General features: G+C 62.4%; 13 protein-coding genes and 8 tRNA genes. 6 read left to right on the forward strand and 15 right to left on the reverse strand.

Features of this window, described 5'->3' with window-relative positions; genetic code table 11:
* Positions 1-330: 330 nt before the first annotated feature.
* The 8 genes from LCW13_RS13900 to LCW13_RS13935 form a co-directional block, all read right to left on the reverse strand.
* Positions 331-405, reverse strand: a tRNA-Gly gene (locus LCW13_RS13900).
* Positions 406-440: 35 nt separating this feature from the next.
* Positions 441-516: transfer RNA gene (locus LCW13_RS13905), tRNA-Glu, on the reverse strand.
* A 31-nt stretch (positions 517-547) separates the two neighbouring features.
* Positions 548-622, reverse strand: a tRNA-Gly gene (locus tag LCW13_RS13910).
* A 70-nt stretch (positions 623-692) separates the two neighbouring features.
* A tRNA-Glu gene (locus tag LCW13_RS13915) sits at positions 693-768 on the reverse strand.
* 73 nt (positions 769-841) lie between these two features.
* Positions 842-916: transfer RNA gene (locus tag LCW13_RS13920), tRNA-Gly, on the reverse strand.
* 37 nt (positions 917-953) lie between these two features.
* Positions 954-1,029 (reverse strand) — tRNA-Glu (locus tag LCW13_RS13925).
* Between the two features lie 4 nt (positions 1,030-1,033).
* Positions 1,034-1,108: transfer RNA gene (locus LCW13_RS13930), tRNA-Gly, on the reverse strand.
* 26 nt (positions 1,109-1,134) lie between these two features.
* Positions 1,135-1,210: transfer RNA gene (locus tag LCW13_RS13935), tRNA-Glu, on the reverse strand.
* 268 nt (positions 1,211-1,478) lie between these two features.
* Between LCW13_RS13935 and msrB the strand changes: the two genes are divergently transcribed.
* The 4 genes from msrB to htpX all read left to right on the forward strand — a co-directional run bounded on the left by msrB (position 1,479) and on the right by htpX (position 5,684).
* Positions 1,479-1,901: a peptide-methionine (R)-S-oxide reductase MsrB gene (msrB, locus tag LCW13_RS13940; RefSeq protein WP_043334292.1), complete on the forward strand. Its 423-nt coding sequence runs from the start codon at positions 1,479-1,481 to the stop codon at positions 1,899-1,901.
* A gap of 233 nt (positions 1,902-2,134) precedes the next feature.
* On the forward strand, positions 2,135-3,112 hold the full coding sequence (gene ylqF / locus LCW13_RS13945) for a ribosome biogenesis GTPase YlqF (protein ID WP_043334293.1): 978 nt from the start codon (positions 2,135-2,137) through the stop codon (positions 3,110-3,112).
* Positions 3,113-3,350: 238 nt separating this feature from the next.
* The gene (locus LCW13_RS13950) at positions 3,351-4,589 is read left to right on the forward strand and encodes a pyridoxal phosphate-dependent aminotransferase (RefSeq protein WP_225347204.1); all 1,239 of its coding nucleotides are present in this window, start codon (positions 3,351-3,353) and stop codon (positions 4,587-4,589) included.
* A 195-nt stretch (positions 4,590-4,784) separates the two neighbouring features.
* The gene (htpX, locus tag LCW13_RS13955; protein WP_107336103.1) at positions 4,785-5,684 is read left to right on the forward strand and encodes a protease HtpX; all 900 of its coding nucleotides are present in this window, start codon (positions 4,785-4,787) and stop codon (positions 5,682-5,684) included.
* A gap of 102 nt (positions 5,685-5,786) precedes the next feature.
* Here htpX and nhaC read toward each other — a convergent pair whose 3' ends face one another.
* Positions 5,787-7,343, reverse strand: a complete 1,557-nt coding sequence (gene nhaC, locus LCW13_RS13960; protein ID WP_064503312.1) for a Na+/H+ antiporter NhaC — start codon at positions 7,341-7,343, stop codon at positions 5,787-5,789.
* A 303-nt stretch (positions 7,344-7,646) separates the two neighbouring features.
* Positions 7,647-8,825 carry a 4-phosphoerythronate dehydrogenase PdxB gene (pdxB, locus tag LCW13_RS13965; protein ID WP_225347205.1) on the reverse strand — a complete coding sequence of 393 codons (1,179 nt, stop codon included), beginning with the start codon at positions 8,823-8,825 and terminating at the stop codon, positions 7,647-7,649.
* Positions 8,826-9,036: 211 nt separating this feature from the next.
* Between pdxB and LCW13_RS13970 the strand changes: the two genes are divergently transcribed.
* The gene (locus LCW13_RS13970) at positions 9,037-9,315 is read left to right on the forward strand and encodes a WGR domain-containing protein (protein WP_043334304.1); all 279 of its coding nucleotides are present in this window, start codon (positions 9,037-9,039) and stop codon (positions 9,313-9,315) included.
* Positions 9,316-9,408: 93 nt separating this feature from the next.
* On the opposite strand, the gene LCW13_RS13975 is transcribed toward LCW13_RS13970, so the two are convergent.
* Both LCW13_RS13975 and rlmKL read right to left on the reverse strand, forming a co-directional pair.
* Complete coding sequence (locus tag LCW13_RS13975) at positions 9,409-9,759, reverse strand: glutaredoxin family protein (protein ID WP_225347206.1); 351 nt, start codon at positions 9,757-9,759, stop codon at positions 9,409-9,411.
* Positions 9,760-9,762: 3 nt separating this feature from the next.
* Positions 9,763-11,979, reverse strand: a complete 2,217-nt coding sequence (rlmKL, locus tag LCW13_RS13980) for a bifunctional 23S rRNA (guanine(2069)-N(7))-methyltransferase RlmK/23S rRNA (guanine(2445)-N(2))-methyltransferase RlmL (protein ID WP_192837427.1) — start codon at positions 11,977-11,979, stop codon at positions 9,763-9,765.
* Between the two features lie 487 nt (positions 11,980-12,466).
* On the opposite strand from rlmKL, the gene rmf reads away from it, so the two are divergent.
* Complete coding sequence (rmf, locus tag LCW13_RS13985) at positions 12,467-12,676, forward strand: ribosome modulation factor (RefSeq protein ID WP_043334308.1); 210 nt, start codon at positions 12,467-12,469, stop codon at positions 12,674-12,676.
* Positions 12,677-13,500: 824 nt separating this feature from the next.
* Here rmf and LCW13_RS13990 read toward each other — a convergent pair.
* From LCW13_RS13990 to LCW13_RS14000, 3 genes are all read right to left on the reverse strand, one after another.
* On the reverse strand, positions 13,501-14,544 hold the full coding sequence (locus tag LCW13_RS13990; RefSeq protein ID WP_225347207.1) for a quinone-dependent dihydroorotate dehydrogenase: 1,044 nt from the start codon (positions 14,542-14,544) through the stop codon (positions 13,501-13,503).
* 230 nt (positions 14,545-14,774) lie between these two features.
* The gene (locus LCW13_RS13995) at positions 14,775-15,920 is read right to left on the reverse strand and encodes a hypothetical protein (RefSeq protein ID WP_225347208.1); all 1,146 of its coding nucleotides are present in this window, start codon (positions 15,918-15,920) and stop codon (positions 14,775-14,777) included.
* Between the two features lie 338 nt (positions 15,921-16,258).
* The gene (locus tag LCW13_RS14000; RefSeq protein WP_225347209.1) at positions 16,259-21,097 is read right to left on the reverse strand and encodes an NAD-glutamate dehydrogenase; all 4,839 of its coding nucleotides are present in this window, start codon (positions 21,095-21,097) and stop codon (positions 16,259-16,261) included.
* Between the last annotated feature and the right edge of the window lie 205 nt (positions 21,098-21,302).

The raw sequence follows: 21,302 nt of genomic DNA on the forward strand, positions 1-21,302 counted from the left end.
GCAGAAAAGACGCATCTGAGAACAATTGCGCAACAGTGATGGCACCGTTTCGCCGTCCGCGGACATGAAAATCAGACGCAAGATATTGGATGCGCATGGTAACGCATTCGGCGCTGCCACATCAGACACACGGCAGAAAGGCATTAGTGCGCCACGGGAAACAAGCAGAGGGAGAAAATCACGCGGGGACAGCACCAGAGAGCGGCGCAGAACAGGGTGGAGAGGAATTTCAGGCACAAAAAAATCGCCAGTGACGTAACACGATGATCGTGTCTGTCAGGCGATGGCGTACTGCTATGTCATGCTTCAGCTTGCAACGTCACATTCGACTGGAGCGGGAAACGAGATTCGAACTCGCGACCCCAACCTTGGCAAGGTTGTGCTCTACCACTGAGCTATTCCCGCCTGTCGAAACACAAAAACTGCGGCGTAAAACAGAATGGCGTCCCATAGGGGGTTCGAACCCCTGTTACCGCCGTGAAAGGGCGGTGTCCTGGACCACTAGACGAATGGGACACACGTTAGAAAAAGCCATGCTTAATCTAAATGGAGCGGGAAACGAGATTCGAACTCGCGACCCCAACCTTGGCAAGGTTGTGCTCTACCACTGAGCTATTCCCGCACCGGGTGTCATGAACCTGTGCTCACGACATCTGTCTTACTGCTGGCTTGCCACACCATCATGCTCTGCATGGCGTCCCATAGGGGGTTCGAACCCCTGTTACCGCCGTGAAAGGGCGGTGTCCTGGACCACTAGACGAATGGGACGTACTGGAGCGAGAGATGAGATTCGACCGGGCTGACGTTCAGCTCGCGACCTTGTCACACCACTTGTTCCTAATGGAGCGGGAAACGAGATTCGAACTCGCGACCCCAACCTTGGCAAGGTTGTGCTCTACCACTGAGCTATTCCCGCAACACAAGCAGATCATGCGACCACACAAGACCGAAGATGGCGTCCCATAGGGGGTTCGAACCCCTGTTACCGCCGTGAAAGGGCGGTGTCCTGGACCACTAGACGAATGGGACACACTGGAGCGGGAAACGAGATTCGAACTCGCGACCCCAACCTTGGCAAGGTTGTGCTCTACCACTGAGCTATTCCCGCACTCCGGTCTCTACGCTGCAAGAAAGTGGCGTCCCATAGGGGGTTCGAACCCCTGTTACCGCCGTGAAAGGGCGGTGTCCTGGACCACTAGACGAATGGGACGTAACGTTCTTGCCTCGTCGAGGTGGCGCGTATATTACAAAGACCCTCCCCCTTCGTCAACCCCCTGCTTCAACAGGATTTTTCCGGCGTTGGCCAAGTGCATCCACCACATGCTTGTGGTCACGCCCTGACGCCCGCATTCTTGGGGTATGTACCGGGTTTCGCGTGAAGACCGGCAGTCACTCTTTTCGAATTGCCGCGCAGGAGAACTTGCTTGCAGGTTCACACGAGCGCCATTCGAGAAACGCATAGATAGAGAGAAGAGATCATGAGCGAACAAGACCCGCAGACTCAGGACAAGCTGATTCGCAGTGAAGAGGAGTGGCGCAAGCGCCTGACGCCGGAGCAATACCGGGTGACGCGCGAGGCAGGGACCGAGCGCCCCTTCACTGGCGATCACGAAGTCAGCCCGACGCCGGGTACCTATCACTGCATCGCCTGTGACGCCAAGCTGTTCGACAACGACACCAAGTTCGACTCCGGCTGTGGCTGGCCGAGCTTCGACCGCCCCTATGCCGATGCCGCCGTCGAGGAGCACTTCGATACCAGCCATGGCATGCGTCGCGTGGAAGTGCGCTGTCGCCGTTGCGAGTCCCACCTGGGGCACGTCTTCCCGGATGGCCCGACTGACACCGGTCAGCGCTACTGCATCAACTCCGTCGCACTGCGCTTCAAGCCGATACGTGCCTGACACCCGGGACATGGAGAGTCGACAGAGCGCTGAGGCAGTGATGACCGGATAGCGCGCCTCCATGGCCAGGCCGCCTCTGATAGAATGCGTCGCCATACGCGTCCCCTCCTCTGCCGCATGCCATGTAGCGCCATCCCTGATGGATGAGCGCCTTTCCTGGCATGCGGGAAGAAGGAGGCAGGACAGAGGTCACAGAACAACCGTCATACCCCTGACGGCAGGAGAGAAGCGACATGCTGGGCTGGTATCCGGGACATATGCACAAGGCACGCCGTCAGATAAAGGACGCGCTGCCCGAGATCGACGTGGTCATCGAAGTCCTCGATGCCCGCCTCCCCTACTCCAGCACCAATCCGGTGCTGTCCGAACTGACCCGCCACAAGCCGGTACTCAAGCTGCTGTCTCGCGCCGATCTGGCGGACCCGGCACGCACGCGCGAATGGGTCGAGTATTTCGATGCCCTGCCCAACACCCGTGCACTGGCGATCACCACACTTGAGGCGCGTGACCTCAAGCAGATTCCGCGGCTATGCCGCGAGATGGCCGGTCATATCCGCGTCGATCGTGATGCGCGCGTGATGGTGATGGGCATCCCCAACGTCGGCAAGTCGACGCTGATCAATGGCCTGGCGGGTCGCAAGATCGCCAAGACCGGCAACGAGCCCGCCGTCACCAAGCGCCAGCAGAAGATTCGCATCGACGGTGGCATTGCCCTGATCGATACCCCCGGGGTGATGTGGCCGAAGATCGAAGACCAGGCCAGCGCCTATCGCCTGGCCGGCAGTGGCGCGATCCGTGACACCGCCATCGATTACACCGATGTGGCGGTGATCGTCGCGGCGGAGCTGGCCAAGCGCTACCCCACGGAGCTGACCGCACGCTACAAGCTGAAGTCACTGCCGGCCTACAGCGCCAACCCTGACGCCGAGCGAGTCGAGAGTGATGGCCCGCGCAAGGTCGATCTGATGGCGCTGTCCGGCTTCAATGGAGTCGCGATTCTGGAAGAGATAGCCAGCAAGCGCGGTGGCCTGCGTGCCGGTGGCATCATCGACCTGCACCGCGGTGCCGAGGTGCTGCTGCATGAACTGCGCGACGGCAAGCTCGGGCGCCTGACACTGGAAACACCCGCCGACATTCCTGCCGAGCCGGTGCCGGAAGCCAGTGGCGAGACAGAAGATGGAGCCGAAACGCGTGAGCAAGAGAGCGAATAACGCTACCAGAACAAGGCGCTAACGCGACTCTCGTCTGGCTCCCGTCCGCGGAACACGCCTGAATTCCAGTTGAAAATCCCGCCAGAAAACCTCTGGCGGGATTTTTTTCTGCCTGAACATCTCAAACCACAAATTTAACCACGCTATTGGCCCTTGGCCGTGGCGCGGCAGGCCAGCGGCGCGATATGCTGGACGCTCGCCCCTACACCTTACGTGACGGAGATCTACGGAAAGCATCATGGATACCGAGCAAAGAAAGCCCCGCGAAATTCGCAAGTCACACAAGCTGGACAACGTCTGCTATGACATTCGCGGGCCGGTTCTCGAACACGCCAAGCGTCTCGAGGACGAGGGCCATCGCATTCTCAAGCTCAATATCGGCAACCCGGCGCCCTTCGGCTTCGAGGCACCGGAAGAGATTCTGCAGGACGTGATGCGCAACCTGCCGACAGCGCAGGGCTATTGTGATTCCAAGGGGCTTTACTCTGCGCGCAAGGCGATCATGCAGGAGTGCCAGCGCAAGGATATCCAGGGTGTCGGGATCGAGGACATCTACATCGGCAACGGCGTCTCGGAATTGATCGTGCTGGCCATGCAGGCATTGCTCGATGATGGCGACGAGCTTTTGGTACCGGCGCCGGATTACCCGCTATGGACTGCTGCCGCCAACCTGGCCGGTGGTCGCGCCGTGCACTATCTGTGTGACGAAGCGCAGGACTGGGCGCCCTCCATCGAGGACATCCGCGCCAAGGTGACCAGCCACACAAAGGGCATCGTGCTGATCAATCCGAACAACCCGACCGGCGCGGTCTATCCGCCCGCGGTGGTGAAGGACATCCTGCAGGTCGCGCGCGAATTCGGTCTGGTGGTGTTCTCTGACGAGATCTACGACAAGATCCTCTACGACGGTACCGAGCACGTCTCCACCGGCGCGCTGGCCGATGACCTGCTGGTCGTGACCATGAACGGTCTGTCCAAGAGCTACCGCTGCGCGGGCTTCCGCTCCGGCTGGATGATTCTCTCCGGCGACAAGCGCCCGGCGGCCGACTTCATCTCCGGCCTCGACATGCTGGCCAGCATGCGCCTGTGCGCCAATGTGCCGGCGCAGCACGCCATCCAGACGGCGCTCGGCGGCTATCAGTCGATCAATGATCTGGTACTGCCGGGCGGACGCCTGCTGGCCCAGCGTGACGCGGCCTGGAAGAAGCTCAACGAGATCCCCGGCGTCAGCTGCGTGAAGCCCAAGGGCGCGCTCTACATGTTCCCGCGGCTCGACCCCGAGATGTATCCCTTCGAGGACGATCAGCAGATGGTGCTGGAGCTGTTGCTGGAAGAGAAGATGCTGCTGGTGCAGGGCACCGCCTTCAACTGGCCGAATCCGGACCACCTGCGCATCGTCACCCTGCCCTACGCCGACCAGCTGGAAGAAGCCATCGAGCGCCTCGGCCGTTTCCTGGCGCGACGTCGCAAGGCCTGACGTCGGCCCAGCCCCCGCGATCAAGGGGCTACGCAGGTCGCCTCCAGTGGTGATACCTTGCTGTCCTTGCAGACCGTCCTTGCAGACTGTCGACGCAAATTCTGCCCGCGCCACCGCCAGTGATTCATCTCACTGTCAGTATCGCGGGCAGATAATTGCGCCCTACCGATATATTGGCATTGGAGACCTGACCCCATGATGCGGATAGCCCTTTTCCTGATCACCAACCTGGCGGTGGTGCTGCTGGCCAGTGTCACGCTGCGCCTGCTGGGCTTCGATGGCTACATGGAAGCCAACGGCATCAACTACACGGCGCTGCTGATCTTCTGCTTCATCATCGGCATGGCCGGTTCCGTGATCTCGCTGTTCCTGTCCAAGACGATGGCCAAGTCCTCGACCGGCACCGTGATCATCGAACAGCCGCAGAACGACACCGAGCGCTGGCTGCTGGACACCGTCGGTGAACTGGCGCGCGACGCTGGCATCAAGATGCCGGAAGTCGGCATCTTCCCGGCGCAGCAATCCAATGCCTTCGCCACCGGCTGGAACCGCAATGATGCGCTGGTCGCCGTCTCGGCCGGCCTGCTCAATCGCATGCGTCCCGAGGAAGTGCGCGCCGTGCTGGCGCACGAGATCGGCCACGTCGCCAACGGCGACATGGTGACGCTGACGCTGATCCAGGGCGTGGTGAACACCTTCGTGATGTTCTTCGCGCGTATCGCCGCACACGCCATCGACGCCTTCCTCAAGCGCGATGACGAGAACGGTGGCCTGGGCTTCTTCGGCTACATGGCGGTCGTGTTCGTGCTGGAAATGGTGCTGGGCCTGGTGGCCTCGATGATCGTCGCCTGGTTCTCGCGCTGGCGCGAATATCGTGCCGATGCCGCAGGCGCAGGCCTGGCGGGCAGCGGCTCGATGATCAATGCCCTGGCTCGCCTCAAGCAGGAACATGAGCTGCCGGACCAGATGCCCGACACCATGACCGCCTTCGCCATCACCACCGGCAAGAGCCGCAAGCTGATGGAGCAACTGTTCGCCAGCCACCCGCCGCTGGATGACCGTATCGCTGCGCTCAAGGCCGCTGCCTACAAGTAAGCTCCGCCAATCCTGCACGGACTGAATGGCCCCTGCAGACAGCAAAAAGCCCGCCACGTGATCCACGTGGCGGGCTTTTTTTGTCCACCCCTCAGCATCGAGTCAGCGTGACTCCGAGGTCTCGTGGGGCGTATCCAGCACCAGCGACTCGGCCAGCGGCGTCGGCTCCACGCCTTCAGCTCCCTCGCCTTCTTCAAGGCGCTCCAGCTTGAAGCCGACCATGGCGTAGGCCACCGCCAGCGCCAGATTGATCAGGTTGAACAGCGCAAAGGGCAGGTAGCTCAAGGTCGCGACGCCCAGGGTGGCCGCCATGTAGGCACCGCAGCTGTTCCAGGGGATCAGCGGCGAGGTGATGGTGCCGGAGTCTTCCAGCGCGCGTGACAGGTTGACCGGCGCCAGGCGGCGGCGACGGAACTCGGCGCGATACATGCGCCCCGGCAGGATGACCGAGATGTACTGATCGCCGGTCACCACGTTGGAGGCCAGGCAGGTCCCCAGCGTGGTGATGACCAGCGAACCGGCATTGCGTGTCGCGCCCAGAAGGCTCTGTACCAGACGCTCCAGCAGACCGAGACGTTCGATCACGCCACCGAAGGTCATCGCCGACAGGATCAGCCACACGGTGTTGAGCATGCTGCTCATGCCGCCCTTGGAGAGCAGCGAGTCGATCACCTCATCACCGCTGTGGGAGACATAGCCATCGAACATCGACATCCACACCCCCTTGAGCAGCGCCATGGCGGTGGACATGTCAGTGACGCTTGCCAGCCCCACAACCGCCTGCGGCTGGAAGATGACCGCGAAGACGGCGCCCAACGCCGCGCCGATGAAGATCGCCGGGAAGGCGGGCATCTGACGCACGGCCATCACCAGCAGCACCAGGAGTGGAATCAGCAGGTGCAGGCCTATATTGAACTGCTCGCCCAGCTGGGCACGCAGATTGGCGACCTGCTCCGGCGTCTGCAGGCTGGAGACGGAGTCATGGCCGAGCCACAGAAAGCCTGCCAGCGCGAGCAGGATGCTGGGCACGGTCGTCCACAGCATGTGACGAATATGCGCGAACAGCGTGGTGCCGGCCGCTGCCGGCGCCAGATTGGTGGTATCGGACAGCGGCGAGAGCTTGTCACCGAAGTAGGCCCCGGAAATCACCGCGCCGGCGGTGATCGCCTCGGACAGCCCCAGGCCATCGGCGATGCCGATCAGGCCGATGCCGATGGTACCGGCGACCGTCCACGAGCTGCCCACCGACAGCGCCACCAGCGCGCACAGCAGACAGGCGGAGGCATAGAAGTACTGCGGCGCGATCACGTCCAGGCCGTAGTAGATCATCGCCGGCACGGTGCCGCCGAGAATCCAGGTGCCGATCATCGCGCCGACCGCCAGCAGGATCAGGATCGCGCCCAGCGAGATCTGGATGCCCTTGTTGATCCCCTCTTCGATATCGCTCCAGCGATAGCCGTTCTTGAGACCGATCAGACCCGCGATCATCGCGCCGGACAGCAGCGCGACCTGATTGGGCCCCCAGGAGGCATCGGCACCGAACAGCACCACCGCCAGCACCAGCATGGCGATGACCAGCACGATGGGAATCAGGGCATCCAGCAGAGAAGGCGGACGATAGCCGCTGTCCTCAGCAGAGTTATCAGGGTGTTGTTGCATTCAAGACACCATCTTCAAGAAATGAGGACGCCGACACGCCGCGTGGTGACGGGCATGGCAGAAGACACGGAGAATGGGGAGCAGCGCCACAGCGTCAGGCGGGGCATGCCATCAAGGCCACCCCCGGCGCGTGTCGCCAGGCGATCTGAGGCGCATTATATCGACCAAGGTCGAAGACCGAAACGGTCAAGGATTCAGGCATGCGGCAAGGTCGTCGTCCATCAGGCGACCTCCACAACGCGAACGCCCCCGCCAGCAGGGCTGACAGGGGCGTTCCAGGGCGGCTTGCGAATCACGCCGTGATCATTTGCTGACCAGCTTGACGCGGGAGAAGCCGAAGCCCTCGAGTACCTCACGCAGTTCGCGGGCATTCTTCTTGAGCTCGACACGCAGCGTGGAGAACTCGCGACGCAGCGGATATTCCCGTCGATAACGCACGAACCCCTCGGCATTGCCGAACCGACGCTGATAGCGACGCAGGCCCAGCGCATCGCGGCGCACGTCATAGCAGGCGCGTACGCAGAGCCCCAGCGCCTCTTCCGGCGGCGCCCAGCCCGTCAGCACCAGCTTGCGCAGCCACGGGTCCGGCTTGAGCTGACCCAGCTTGCGGCGCGCCGGCAGCCCGAAGTGACGACAGGCCTGCTGATAGATGATCTCGGTGCCCTGCATCTTGCCATCCAGGCTATGCCCGGCGATGTGCGGCGTGGCGATGTCCACCAGTGCGGCCAGCTCGGCATCGATATCCGGCTCGTTTTCCCACACATCCAGCACGGTCAGCAGGTCAGCCTGCTCCTTGAGGCGCTGCTTGAGCGCCGCGGTATCGACACAGCCTCCGCGGCCGGCACTCAGCAGCACGCTGCCGGGCTTCATGGCGCGGATACTCTCGGCATTGATCAGATGATGGGTCGGGTGCTCGCCACCGGTGACCATCGGGGTGTGCACGCAGATGACATCACACTCGGCGACCAGCTCATCGAGGTCCACGAAGCGGGACTTCTCGGGGCGCTCATCGCTCTGACCCTCAAGCGCGGCGCGCGGCGGATCGCAGACCAGCACCTCGGCACCCAGCGACTCGAGACGCTTGACCAGCCGTGACCCGACCTGACCGGCCCCGACCACGCCGAAGCGGCGGTCCAGCTGCAGATCCAGCCCTTCCTGCTCGGCCAGATGCCACAGCGACGACAGCACGTAATCCACCACCGAGTCGGCATTGCAGCCCGGCGCGTTGGTGAAGTGGATATCGTTGGCCGCGAGCCATTCGAGATCGGCATGGTCGGTGCCGATGATCGGCGAGCCGACGAAGCGCACCCGCGTTCCTTCCAACAGCGCCTGATCCACGCGCAAGGTAGAGCGACAGATCAGCATGTCGACGTCCTTGAGGACGGCATTGGTGATCTCGCGAGTCGGCATGCAGGTCACCTCTCCCAGTTCGGAGAAGAATTCCTCTGCCAGAGGGACGTTATCGTCCACGATGATGTGCATCTGTTGCCTTTCCTTGCTGTGGCAATGAGTGTCGCTGCGGGTTCACGGGCCAGCATGAGCGCCTGAGTGACTTCACACCTTGCCGCAAGGCACGTGAAGATTACAATGGTATGCTTGCTTGCCCGCCGCCGTGCCATCTTAGGCGCACGCAACGGGCGTCACAAGCTCATGATTGAGTCCAGCCACCATCGTTTCGCCTCGGGAGTCACGCGTGATCATCCGCTGGGAAAGCCACCACGATTACGTTCTGGTCCATGTGCATCAGGACATGTTCGGCGACTGGATCGTCAGCCGCTCATGGGGCCAGATCGGCACCCAGTTCGGCGGATTGAAGCACGATCTCGCCGAAAGCCACGAGCAGGCCATGACCTGGGTCAGCGACCTCGCCCACATCCAGGCCTCACGCGGCTACACCAAGGTGCTGGAGGCCACGGCCGATAGCCCGGAAGCCGAAGACGCCATGCGCCAGATGTCGCTGCTGGAGAGCTAGTGCGCAGCACGGTGCCGGACACGAAAAGACCGCCGCTACCCTGAGGTAGCGGCGGTCTTTTTGCACCAGCTTATAGCGACACGTCTGCGCCGCTCAGCGCAGAAAGCGACGTCCGTTGCGCAGGGCGGGGCCCTGCGGCTCAGTGGCTGAGCCGTGCTCGGCTGGGGGCGTCATTTCGACACCCTGTTCGAGGCGCTGCTCGACGCCCTGCGCGCGCAACCACTCCGGCAACACCTCTTCGCCATCGGCCAGCGAATACTCCGCACCCGAGGCGCTCGCCAGTACAGGAATGCGCGTCGCGTAACGCTCGCTCAACTGCGTGTCGAAGGCGATCTCGACCCGCGTGAGCGTGACTTCCGCCCCCAGCGCCTGCAGCGTGGCTTCCAGCCGAGCGCACAGATGACAGCCCGCCGTGGTGTAGAGCCACAGCGGGACGCTGGCCATCGCTCAGCCCTTCACATCGCTGGCGCGACGGATGCGGAAGACGTGGTGGATATCCGGACGACGCTTGAAGTCCGGGTCCAGCAGCTTGCGCGACAGGTCTTCCACCACATGATGCTGGCTGACGCTGTCATCCATCACGAAGCGACGATGGTTGTTGGAGAAGATCAGCGTGCCGCCCGGCGCCAGACTGGCCATCGCCAGGTCGATCAGGCGCGCGTGATCACGCTGGATATCCAGGGTGCCTTCCATCTTCTTGGAGTTGGAGAAGGTCGGCGGGTCGAGGAAGATCAGGTCGAACTCCTCGCGGGAGCGCTCCAGCCACTTCAGACAGTCGGCACGCACCAGCTGATGGCGTTTCTCGCTGATGCCGTTGAGCTTGAAGTTCTCGCGCCCCCAGTCCAGATAGGTATTGGACATGTCGACGCTGACGCTCTCACTCGCGCCGCCCAGCACCGCATGCACGGTCGCCGTCGCGGTGTAGCAGAACAGGTTGAGCACCCGCTTGCCGTCCGCTTCCTTGCCCAGCAGCTTGCGCACCGGACGGTGATCCAGGAACAGGCCAGTATCCAGGTAGTCCTTGAGATTCACCCACAGCCTGGCATCGCCTTCCTGCACCTCGATACGCTGACCGGAGCTGTCCTGGCGCGTGTACTGCGCCTTGCCCGCCTGACGCGTGCGTTGCTTGATATGGATATCGTTGGGCGAGCAGCCCAGCACCTGCGGGATCGCCGCCAGTGCATCCATCAGGCGGCGCTGCGCCTGACTGGCATCCACGGACTTGGGCGGCGTGTATTCCTGCACGTGCACGTGACGGCCATAGATATCGATGGCCAGCGCGTACTCCGGCATGTCGGCATCGTAGAGGCGATAGCAGGTAGTTCCGCTCTGCTTGAGCCAGCGCGCCAGTGACTTCTGGTTCTTCTTGAGGCGATTGGCGAACATCTGGCCGCCCTCGCTCAGCGCGGGCTGACTGCGGGCATCTTCGGCCACGCTGTCTTCGTCGACCGCACGCTCACGCGCCGCCACGTCGATCATCAACAGCTTGCAGTCGAGCTGACCGTTGCGGAAGGCGTACTGGCGATGCGCACGCAGGCCGAGGCGGTGGCCGAGGTCCGGATTGCCGGTGAACATGCCCAGCGTCCAGCCGCCGAAGTGACGCTTCATGCGCTCACCGAGGCTTGCGTAGAGCGGCACCAGTGCCGGCAGCTCGCCCAGACGCTCACCGTAGGGCGGGTTGGTCATCACCAGGCCCGTGGTGGCGCCTTCGGGACAGGTCAGCTCGGCGACGGAGGCACCTTCCAGCTCGATCAGCGCCGGAATGCCGGCACGCATGGCGTTGGAGCGCGCGGCAGAAATCGCCTGCGGGCTGTGGTCACGCCCGAACAGACGTGCGGTGACCTTGCGGCGCCCGGCAATGGCACGCTGCTCCATCTCTTCCCACAGGCCCTTCCAAATGCGCTCGTCATGGCGCCCCCAGTGGCGGCAGGCGAAGTCCTGGTTCAGCGACTGCGGCGCGATATCCGCCGCCATCAAGGCCGCTTCGATCAGCAGCGTGCCGGAGCCGCACATCGGGTCGACCAGGCTCTCGCCACGCGCCGCACGCGCCGGCCAGTCGGCCCGCATCAGCAGAGCCGCCGCCAGGTTTTCCTTCAGCGGCGCATGCGCGAGATCAGGACGGTAGCCACGCTGGTGCAGACTGCGCCCCACGAGGTCGATGCCCAGGGTGATGTAGCCATTGTGCAGGTGCGCGTAGATGCGCAGATCTGCATTCTTGCCATCGACGGTCGGCTTGTTGCGGCCTTCCTCGAACATCGCCTCGACGATGCCGTCCTTGACGGTCTGGGCACCGAAGAAGGTGTGACGAATGTCTTTCCATGTTCCGTGGAAATCGACGGCGATGGACGCACGATCCGGCAATTCCATCGCCCAATCGACACCTGCACTCGCCTTGCGCAGTTGCTCACCGGTGTCGACGCCACCCACGCGAGTGAGCAGACGAATGATGCGGTTGGCCAGTCGCGACCACAGGATGGTGCGGTAGGCGGTTTCCTGGCTACCGTTGAAGTGTACGCCAGCGACGGTCGTGCCAGTCACCTCGGCACCCAGAGCCGTCAGCTCATCGGCCAGCAGCGTTTCGATGCCACGCGGGCAGGTCGCAAACCAGGTAGAGAGCGAGTTGCTGGGCGCGCGGGGGGTAGTCGCAGAGGTCGTATCAGTCATGAATCTCTCACCGGCAGGTGCCGGACTTATTCCTGTGAGTTGGCTTCTGGCACTAGCGATATTCCTATACGGCTGTCGACAAGCCAGAGGCAGTGTTCTAAAAACTATAGGTGTAGCTGCAATTCGGAAAGGTGACACGCCATGCGAAATCGAGGATCAAGGGACACGAGCCTCATTCGGGCAGCCTACCTGTGCCGCTCAGGAGATCGGACTTCCGGCACGGCAAGGCAGTCGCTTTTTCACCATCACGCTCGAGCATATACAGGCAAGACCTTCCATCATCTCACACTCGTGACCTTTTCCGACAAGAATGGCCAACGACGCGAGGTGATGATGCACGAGGCCGGCAGTGCCCGACAGGGCATCGGCCAACTCTCTCACTCGGCATGTCCAATGGCAGGACAACCGCGGCCAGACAAGGTCTCGCCGGGTACGTCTCGCCATCACTGACACACAATGCCGATGGGTTCTCACTTAGAGGTCATCCATGAAGAGACAGAAACGTGATCGCTTTCAGCGTGCCTATGTTCACGGCTACAAGGCTGGTGTCACCGGCCGTTCCCGTGATGATTGTCCCAGTATCGATGTCAATCTACGTGAATTCTGGATGAGCGGCTGGCGTGAAGGCCGCGGGGACCAATGGTCGGGAATGACCGGCGTCTCCGGCATCCACAAGAACCCCATGGTGCTCAGCTGAGCACCGCATGACGCCAAGGTTCATCATCCGCGACCAAGAGGTCATCCCATTTCAGGAAAGCGGTACGTCACGGAATGACACTGGCAATACGGCGCCTGGCGCCTTTCACCCCGCCGACGCAGCCTGATGCGCTGCCCAAGCGGATTCTCCGGCATCACGCCACCGGCTTCTGACATGTTACAGGGTCGGCTGGCACGTACAGAGAGGACTCGAGGTGTTCACGGTGAGTCGGTTTAGCGACATCACCCGGAAAATCCCACGGAAGTCGCCCAGCGACACGTCAAATCACCAGGGAGGTAACGCCTTATTTCTATCTTGATGACGCGCGGCACTGACAGGCAAGAGACGCAGTAGGCAATGGGGCCGACTCGCTTCACTTCCTGAAAGGCCGAGATGTTGGCGCTCGTGTCGTTTCAATCGTGGTATGGCTCCAGAAGAGGAGGCGCAGCAGGCGACGGCCTGCGAGGACGACGGTCCAGCGCGGAGCACGACACGGGCAAACGTTCACCTTGACTGCATCAGCAGGTTCTTTCCAGGCCTGCTTCAACCATCCACGCACCCGATGAGCTCAAGGGGCCAACCCCCAACCGCCGTTTCTGACGGCAAAAGCGCTTCGCATCGTGCACGCTGGCTGGACATGGCAGCCAACACGACAACGGCAGATCACGCATCACTTCCCTGCCGTTGTCATATCATCATTCACGCCGGTACCGAGGCCGCCTTCTGATGTCAGGAGGCGGCTTTTCTGTGTCTGCCCTTCCCCACTCTTGAAGCGCCGTGAGCGAAGGATGCCAGCATCACGCTGCGACTGAGCCCAGGCCGGATCACACCTTGATCAGGGTATCGGCCTTCTCCAGTGCACGCGCGCACTCACCGATCAATGCCGGGCCGCGGTAGATCAGCCCGGAATACAGCTGCACCAGATCCGCCCCCGCGGCGATCTTCTCACGCGCACTCTCGCCATCGGTGATACCGCCCACACCGATGATCGGCATGTTCGGCAGCGCTTCACGCAGGCCACGAATCACCCGCGTCGACGATTCACGCACCGGGGCGCCGGAAAGTCCGCCCGCCTCCTGCGCATGCGGACTACCCGCGACCGCCGTGCGCTCGATGGTGGTGTTGGTGGCGATGACGCCATCGATGCCGTTGTCCGCCAACGCCCGCGCCACGAACAGGATTTCCTCGCTGTCCATGTCAGGCGCGATCTTGATTACCAGCGACACCTTCCTGCCGCGCTCGGCATCGAGCTGATCGCAACGCTGGCGAAGCCCGGCCAGCAGTTGGCTGAGATGATCACCGAACTGAAGATTGCGCAGCCCCGGGGTATTGGGCGACGAGATATTGGCGGTGATGTAGTCGGCATGCGCATGCACGGCATCGAGGCAGACCAGATAGTCGCTCAGCGCATCATCCACCGCCGTGGTCAGGTTCTTGCCGATGTTGATCCCCAGCACGACACCAAAGGCAGCACGCGCCTGACTGGCCTTGACCTTCGCGACCAGATGCTCGACCCCGGCATTGTTGAAGCCCATGCGGTTGATGATCGCCTGATGCTCCGGCAGCCGGAACAGACGCGGCTTCGGATTGCCGTCCTGCCCTTTCGGCGTCACCGTGCCGACCTCCACGAAGCCGAAGCCCAGAGCGGCAAGCGCATCGAGGTGATCGGCATTCTTGTCGAGACCTGCCGCCAGGCCAACGCGATTGGGGAATTCGAGCCCCATCAGCGAGACCGGATCACGCGGCGCTTCACCGCCCAGACCGCGCGCCATGCCGAGGCGATGTGCCATGTCCAGCGCACTCAGCGTCACACCATGAGCTGTTTCCGGGTCGAGCTTGAAGAGAAGCGAGCGAGCAAACGAGTACATGATGATCTCCAGACAGCGGGCGGCAGGGTCGTGACGACAGCATAGCTGGGCGCGAAGTATACCCGAAGCCCGCGGGGACAGACACTGCGCGCCGGAACGCTCGCGCTGCTGTCGATAAAATCGCTCACGCCAAGGCCGGCACCATTGCTCATGCTCAGGGCAACAAAAAGGGCGACCCGCTGGGCCGCCCTTGTGCCACCCCCGACGGTGTCGGGGTCATGCCATGCAGATCATTTCACGTCGAGCTGCTGCACGCGCACGGTGTAGTTGTTGACGCCCTGCATGGAGGAGCCGAACTTCTGACCGCTGACCCAGACGGTGTAACGCCCCGGTTCCAGCACGGTCTTGAGGTGGAAGTCGCCCTGGAAGCCTTCGCCCTTGTCGCTGGCGACGGTGTTGCCACTCTCGTCCAGCAGGCGCATCTGCAGCTTGTAGGTGCCTTCGCTGCCCGGGAAGGTCTCGCTGTCGATGGTCACGGTGCCGCGGTCCGCGACATCGAAGGTCATGACCTCGCCCTTCTCGAGTATGCGCACATCGGTGACGATCTCGTCGAAACGACGATCCGGCTCCGCTTCGGCCTCGGTTTCCGTCACGGCTGCACTGCCCGTGGCAGCAGCGGTCGTGGCAGCAGCGGCAGACGTCTCGGCTGCAGCAGTCGCGGCTGCCGAAGTCGTAGCGGCGGCAGCGCCTGTGGCGGAAGCGCCTTCAGCTGCCGCATTGCCTGTCTCGGCAGCCTTCTTCTCGCGGGCAGCCTGTTCGGCGGCGGCAACGGTGGCCGGCTTGATGGTCGCGACTTCATCGTTGGCATCGACGAAGGCGGTACGACGGCCATCGCCATCGGTGTCGAGGAAGACCAGGCCGTTGCCGGTCTCGATGCCGCTTTCCTCGGCAGACAGCTTCTCGCCACTCTCGCTCAGGCCTGCGACGTTGATTTCATAGGTGTTGCCGCCCGACTTGCCAGCCCCCAGCTTGTCGGCGCGCACAAGCAGCTTGTAGACGCCCGGCTCAAGCTCGGTATTCATGTTCAAGCCATCGGAGGCCCTGTCACCTTCTGCAGTGGCCACGACCTCGCCCTGCTCACTCTCGAGCGTGGCCTTCATGGTGTAGGGGTCGGTCACATCGAAACTGGCGACGCCATCGATTTCGTAGCGTCCGGCTTCCTTGATGGTGAACTGGTGCACGCTGGTACCGCCGAACAGGAAGTTCTGGCTGTGGGCATCACTGCGCGGCTTGAGGAACTTGGAGATATCCAGCTTGCCTGCCGCTTCTTCTGCACGCTGCTGAGCGGGGCTGCCATCGGCCAGCACGGCCTGGGATGCCAGAGTGGACAGGCCAAGCGCGAGGGCGCAGGCGAGGGGTAATGCACGATGTGACATGGTGTCTCTGCCTTGTTGTACTGATGCTTTGAAAACAGAAGCCTCCAGCGAGCGCCGCAGCGACTCCGAGACTTGAAATGAGGGTCTGAAAATCAAGGACTGAAAACAGGGGCTGCAGAAAAGGATGCAACCATCAGGGCCTGTATCAGTCTCTGCACTGGTCGCCATTCAGCATACCAGACAGCTGACGACAGTTACCTTACCGCAGGCTTCAGCTATCACTTTTTTATTCATTCCCGACATGAAAAAGCCCTCACCAATGGTGAGGGCTTCTATCAGCGAGTCATCAGATGCTCGCCACTTGCGTCAGCCTCTTGCTGCAACCGAGGCCGAAAGCATCAGGCTTCGCGCTTGGACTCGGCCAGATCGACCAGCTCGCGCAGGGCGACCGCGAACAGCGGGAAGCTCAGCTGAGCACCGCCCTTCATCTCGCCGAGCAGTGAGCACCAGCGGCTGACCAGAGTCTCGTGGCTGGCCATCCAGCTGTCGACACGCTCATCGATCTCGCGCGGTGCATTGTCCTGCTTGAGCACGCTGACGGTCAGTGCCAGCTGCTGACGATCGAGATCGTCACGGAAGCTTTCACGTGCCTGCGCCTGCCAGCTGTCCTGCACCTCAAGGCCGTTGATCTTGTCACCGACCCACGGCAGCTCCAGACGATGGCCGATGCCGTAGAAGGCTTCTGCCACGCGATTGATCTTCTCGCCGGTCGCCTTGGCCGCCTCGATGATGCCAAGCCCTGCATAGAGGCTTGAGGTCGCGGCGATGGTGCTGGCCAGGGCCTCCGGCACGCCTGCCTCGACATAGCTGTCGCGACGCGCTTCCCAGTTCTCGCGGGCTTCGCCCTTGAGACGCTCACCGATGCTCTCGGAGAGCTGGGCCAGACGCGGGGCGAAGTGGCTGATGCATTCCTTGACGCCCATGGAGCTGCGCTGACGCAGGAACCAGCGAGTGGCACGACGCATCAGACGCATCAGGTCACCCATCATGCGGTACTGCAGTTCTGCCGGCACCTGGTGATCGAGGGCCTCGATCTGGGTCCACAGCGCTTCCAGATTGAAGCTGTCACGCGCCACGATGTAGGCACGCGCGATTTCCGCCTTGTCGGCACCAGTGGTGTCTTCCAGACGACGCACGAAGGCGATGCCCATGTGGTCGACCAGGTCATTGGCGATCTGGGTCGCAGCGATCTCACGTTTCAGACGGTGCTGGTACATCTCTTCCGGGAAGCGCTCCATCAACACGCGCGGGAAGGCGCGCTCGAGGTGCTGCTGCACGTAGCTGTCGTCCGGCACGTCAGAGGCGATCAAGCTGGTCTTGAGGTCGCTCTTGGCGTAGGAGACCAGCACGGACAGTTCCGGCAGGGTCAGGGCTTCACCGGCGTTGGAACGCTCGATCAGCGCCTCATCGGACGGCAGGAACTCGAGTTCACGGTCCAGGGTGCCGGCCGCTTCCAGCTCATTGATGAAGCGACGGAAGACGCCCATGCCTTCCTTGGACTGCTGCTCGGAGAGCGACAGCGCCTGGGTCTGGCGATAGTTGTCCTTGATCACCAGCTCGCCGACTTCGTCGGTCATCTCGGCCAGCTGCTGGTTGCGCTGCTTGTCGGTCAGATCACCGCGGGCGACGATGTCGTCCAGCAGGATCTTGATGTTGACCTCGTGATCCGAGCAGTTCACGCCACCGGCATTGTCGATGAAGTCGGTGTTGACGCGCACGCCCTGCTGGGCCGCGGCTTCCATGCGGCCACGCTGGGTCAGACCCAGGTTGCCGCCTTCGCCCACCACCTTGCAGCGCAGCTCACGGCCGTCGATACGCAGGCCATCGTTGGCCTTGTCGCCGACATCGGCGTGGGACTCGCTGGACGCCTTGACGTAGGTTCCGATACCGCCGTTCCAGATCAGGTCGACCTGCGCCTTGAGCATCGCGTTGATCAGCTCGTTGGGCGCCAGATGGTCGGCACTGATGTCGAAGACTTCCTTCATCTGCGGGCTGATGGCGATGGTCTTGGCATCACGCGAGAACAGACCGCCGCCTTCGCTGATCAGGCTCTTGTCGTAGTCGTCCCAGCTGGAACGCGGCAGACGGAACAGACGCTCGCGCTCGGCGAAGCTCTTCGCGGTGTCCGGGTTCGGATCGACGAAGATGTTGCGGTGGTTGAAGGCACCGACCAGGCGGATCTTCTCGGACAGCAGCATGCCGTTGCCGAAGACGTCACCGGCCATGTCACCGATACCGACCACGCTGAACTCGTCTTCCTGGATGTTGATGCCCATCTCGCGGAAGTGACGCTGCACGCTGACCCAGGCACCCTTGGCGGTGATGCCCATGCCCTTGTGGTCGTAACCGTTGGCGCCACCGGAGGCGAAGGCATCGCCCAGCCAGAAGCCGTACTCGTTGGAGATGGCATTGGCGATGTCGGAGAAGGTCGCGGTGCCCTTGTCGGCCGCGACGACCATGTAGGGGTCGTCTTCGTCGTAACGCACCACGGCCGTCGGGGCCACCACGTCACCACCGGACAGGTTGTCGGTGATGTCGAGCAGTGCGCGGATGAAGATCTGGTAGCAGGCGATACCTTCCTTCTGGATCACGTCGCGGTCGGTGGTTTCCGGCATGCGCTTGCAGACGAAACCGCCCTTGGCGCCGACCGGCACGATGACCGCGTTCTTGACCTGCTGTGCCTTGACCAGACCCAGCACCTCGGTGCGGAAATCTTCATGACGGTCGGACCAGCGCAGACCACCACGTGCGACCTTGCCGCCACGCAGGTGAACACCTTCGACGCGCGGCGAGTAGACGAAGATCTCGAACATCGGGCGCGGCTTCGGCACGTCAGGAATGCTGCGCGTGTCGAGCTTGAAGCTGATGTAGTCCTTGGCCTGGCCATCTTCCGCCGGCTGGAAGAAGTTGGTACGCAGCGTCGCCATCATCAGGTCGACGTAGCGACGCAGCAGGCGGTCGTCGTTCAGGCTGGAGACCTGGTCGAGCAGGCCATTGATGCGCTCGCGGCAGGCGTTGACGTCATCCTCGCCACCCTGACCCTGCGGGTCGAAGCGCAGGTTGAACAGCTGCACCAGCTCGCGGGTGATGTCCGGATGGCTGCCCAGCGCATTGGCGATGTAGGCCTGGGAGAGACCGAAGCGGATCTGCTTGAGGTAACGCGCGTAGGCACGCAGCATCGCCACTTCCCGCCAGTCCAGGCCAGAGCCGATGATCAGGCGGTTGAAGGCATCGGATTCGGCTTCGCCGGACCAGATCTTCTTGAAGGCTTCGATGAAGCTCTCGCGCACTTCGGAGAGCTCGACCGCGCCCTTGCCGTGATGCTCTAGATCGAAATCGTGCACCCAGCAGGAGGAATCGGTGCGGGTGATCTCGTAGGGGCGCTCACCGATGACACGCAGACCGAGGTTTTCCAGCACCGGCAGCACGTCGGAAAGCGGGATCGGCTGATGCTTGTGGAACAGCTTCAGGTTGACGCCGGAGTTGTCGTCCTCGACCAGACGATAGGTGCTCAGGCCGACGGCCTGGCCTTCGTCCAGCGCACGCAGGTGGCCCACGTCATAGACGGCGGTGCGCGGCGAGAAGTCGTCACGATAGCTGCCCGGGAAGGCATCACGGTAGCGAGTCATCAGCTCGTTGGCCTGCTCTTCACCGAAGCCTTCGACCATGGCAGCGTGCAGCTCGTCACGCCAGCTGCGGGCCAGCTGAGCGATCTTGTTCTCCAGCGCGCGCATGTCGTACTGGCCGGGTTCATCGCCCTTGAAGCGCAGGATGAACTGGATACGCGTCAGCACGGACTCGGACAGATACGGCGTGAAGTCACCGAAGGTGGCGTTCAGCTCTTCACACAGCAGATTCTGGATGCGCACACGCAGGTCGGTGGAATAGACGTCGCGCGGCACGAACACCAGTACCGAGAAGAACTTGCCGAAGCGGTCTTCACGCACGATCAGACGCACGCGGCGACGCTCACGGATGTTGAGGATGCTGGTGGCGGTACGGGTCAGCTCGTCCGTGGAGATCTGGAAGAGGTCATCACGCGGATAGACTTCCAGAATCTGCAGCAGGTGCTTGCCGTTGTGGCCCTTCGGGTTGACGCCGGCGGCTTCCATGACGTCCTGCACCTTGCGACGCAGAATCGGCACGTTGCGCGGGCTCTGGTTGTACACCGTGGAGGTGTAGAGCCCCAGGAAGCGGCGCTCGCCGATCACGCGGCCTTCTTCATCGAAGCGCTCGACGGTGATGTAGTCCGGGTAGGCCGGACGGTGCACGCGGGCGTGGAAGGCACTCTTGGCGAAGGACAGCAGTTCCGGTATCAGCACGTACTGATCGCTGTTGACGCTCTGCTGGTGACGGGACTGCTCGTGATAGCGCTCGAGGTCCAGCTTGAGCACGCCCAGCTCGGAACCTTCGACCTTGTTCAGCACGCGGGTGCCGTCTTCCTGCTCGTCGACGGTGTACTCGTCATAGCCCAGGAAGGTGAAGTGGTCGTTGCCCATCCACTGCATGAAGTCGCAGGCTTCCTGATGGTCAGCCTCGGAGACGGTCGGCGGACGGTTGTCACGCAGCTCCTGCAGCGCCTGGGCGCCCTGGCTACGCATGGCGTCGAAGTCAGCGACGGCAACGCGCACTTCGGCCAGCACTTCACGCAGGCTGGTCTCGAGGTCTTCCAGTGTCTCGGCGTCGTTGTGACGATCGACCTCGATGTAGATCAGCGACTCGCGGTGCTGCGGGGCGTTCTCGGCACGCGGTGCCGTCACGCGCTCCAGCTGGCCGGCATCATCACGTGCAACGGCCAGCACGGCGTTGTGGATGGCGTGAACGGTGATGCCACGACGGTTGAGCTCGATACGCACGGAATCGACCAGGAACGGCATGTCCGGGTGCAGCACTTCGATGATGGTGTGCGTCGACTGCCAGCCATGCTTCTCGAAGTCCGGGTTGTAGGCGCGCACCTTGGGAGCCTCGAGGCTCTGCAGGAAGTGCCATACGGCCAGGGTGGAACCGTAGAGGTCATCCAGCTTGCGCTCGGCCATGTCCTCGAAGGAGGCCGTTGCGTGATAGTCGCGCGCAAACGCCGCGATCACGTCCACCTTGTCCTTGGGAAGTCGCTTGTCCAGCTGCTCTTCGAGCTGCGCAAGAAATTCCTGCTTGCCGTCCGTCGCCACGTGTAGCATCAATCACCTCGACTGACCTGATGGATGTATCAGGGAAAATAGTCATAGAGAGTCTGCGCCGGCCAGAAAGGCGTTGCAGCACAGACTCATGCAGTGCATCACAGACTAGCGCAGTCTGCGCCTCTGCCCCATGCCTGTTCCATATTGGTCATGCAGCATTACATCTGTGCATCGGGTATTGACTTGGCGGTCCGCGCATGAAACG

This window comes from Cobetia amphilecti (assembly GCF_020217465.1).
GTDB lineage: Bacteria > Pseudomonadota > Gammaproteobacteria > Pseudomonadales > Halomonadaceae > Cobetia > Cobetia amphilecti.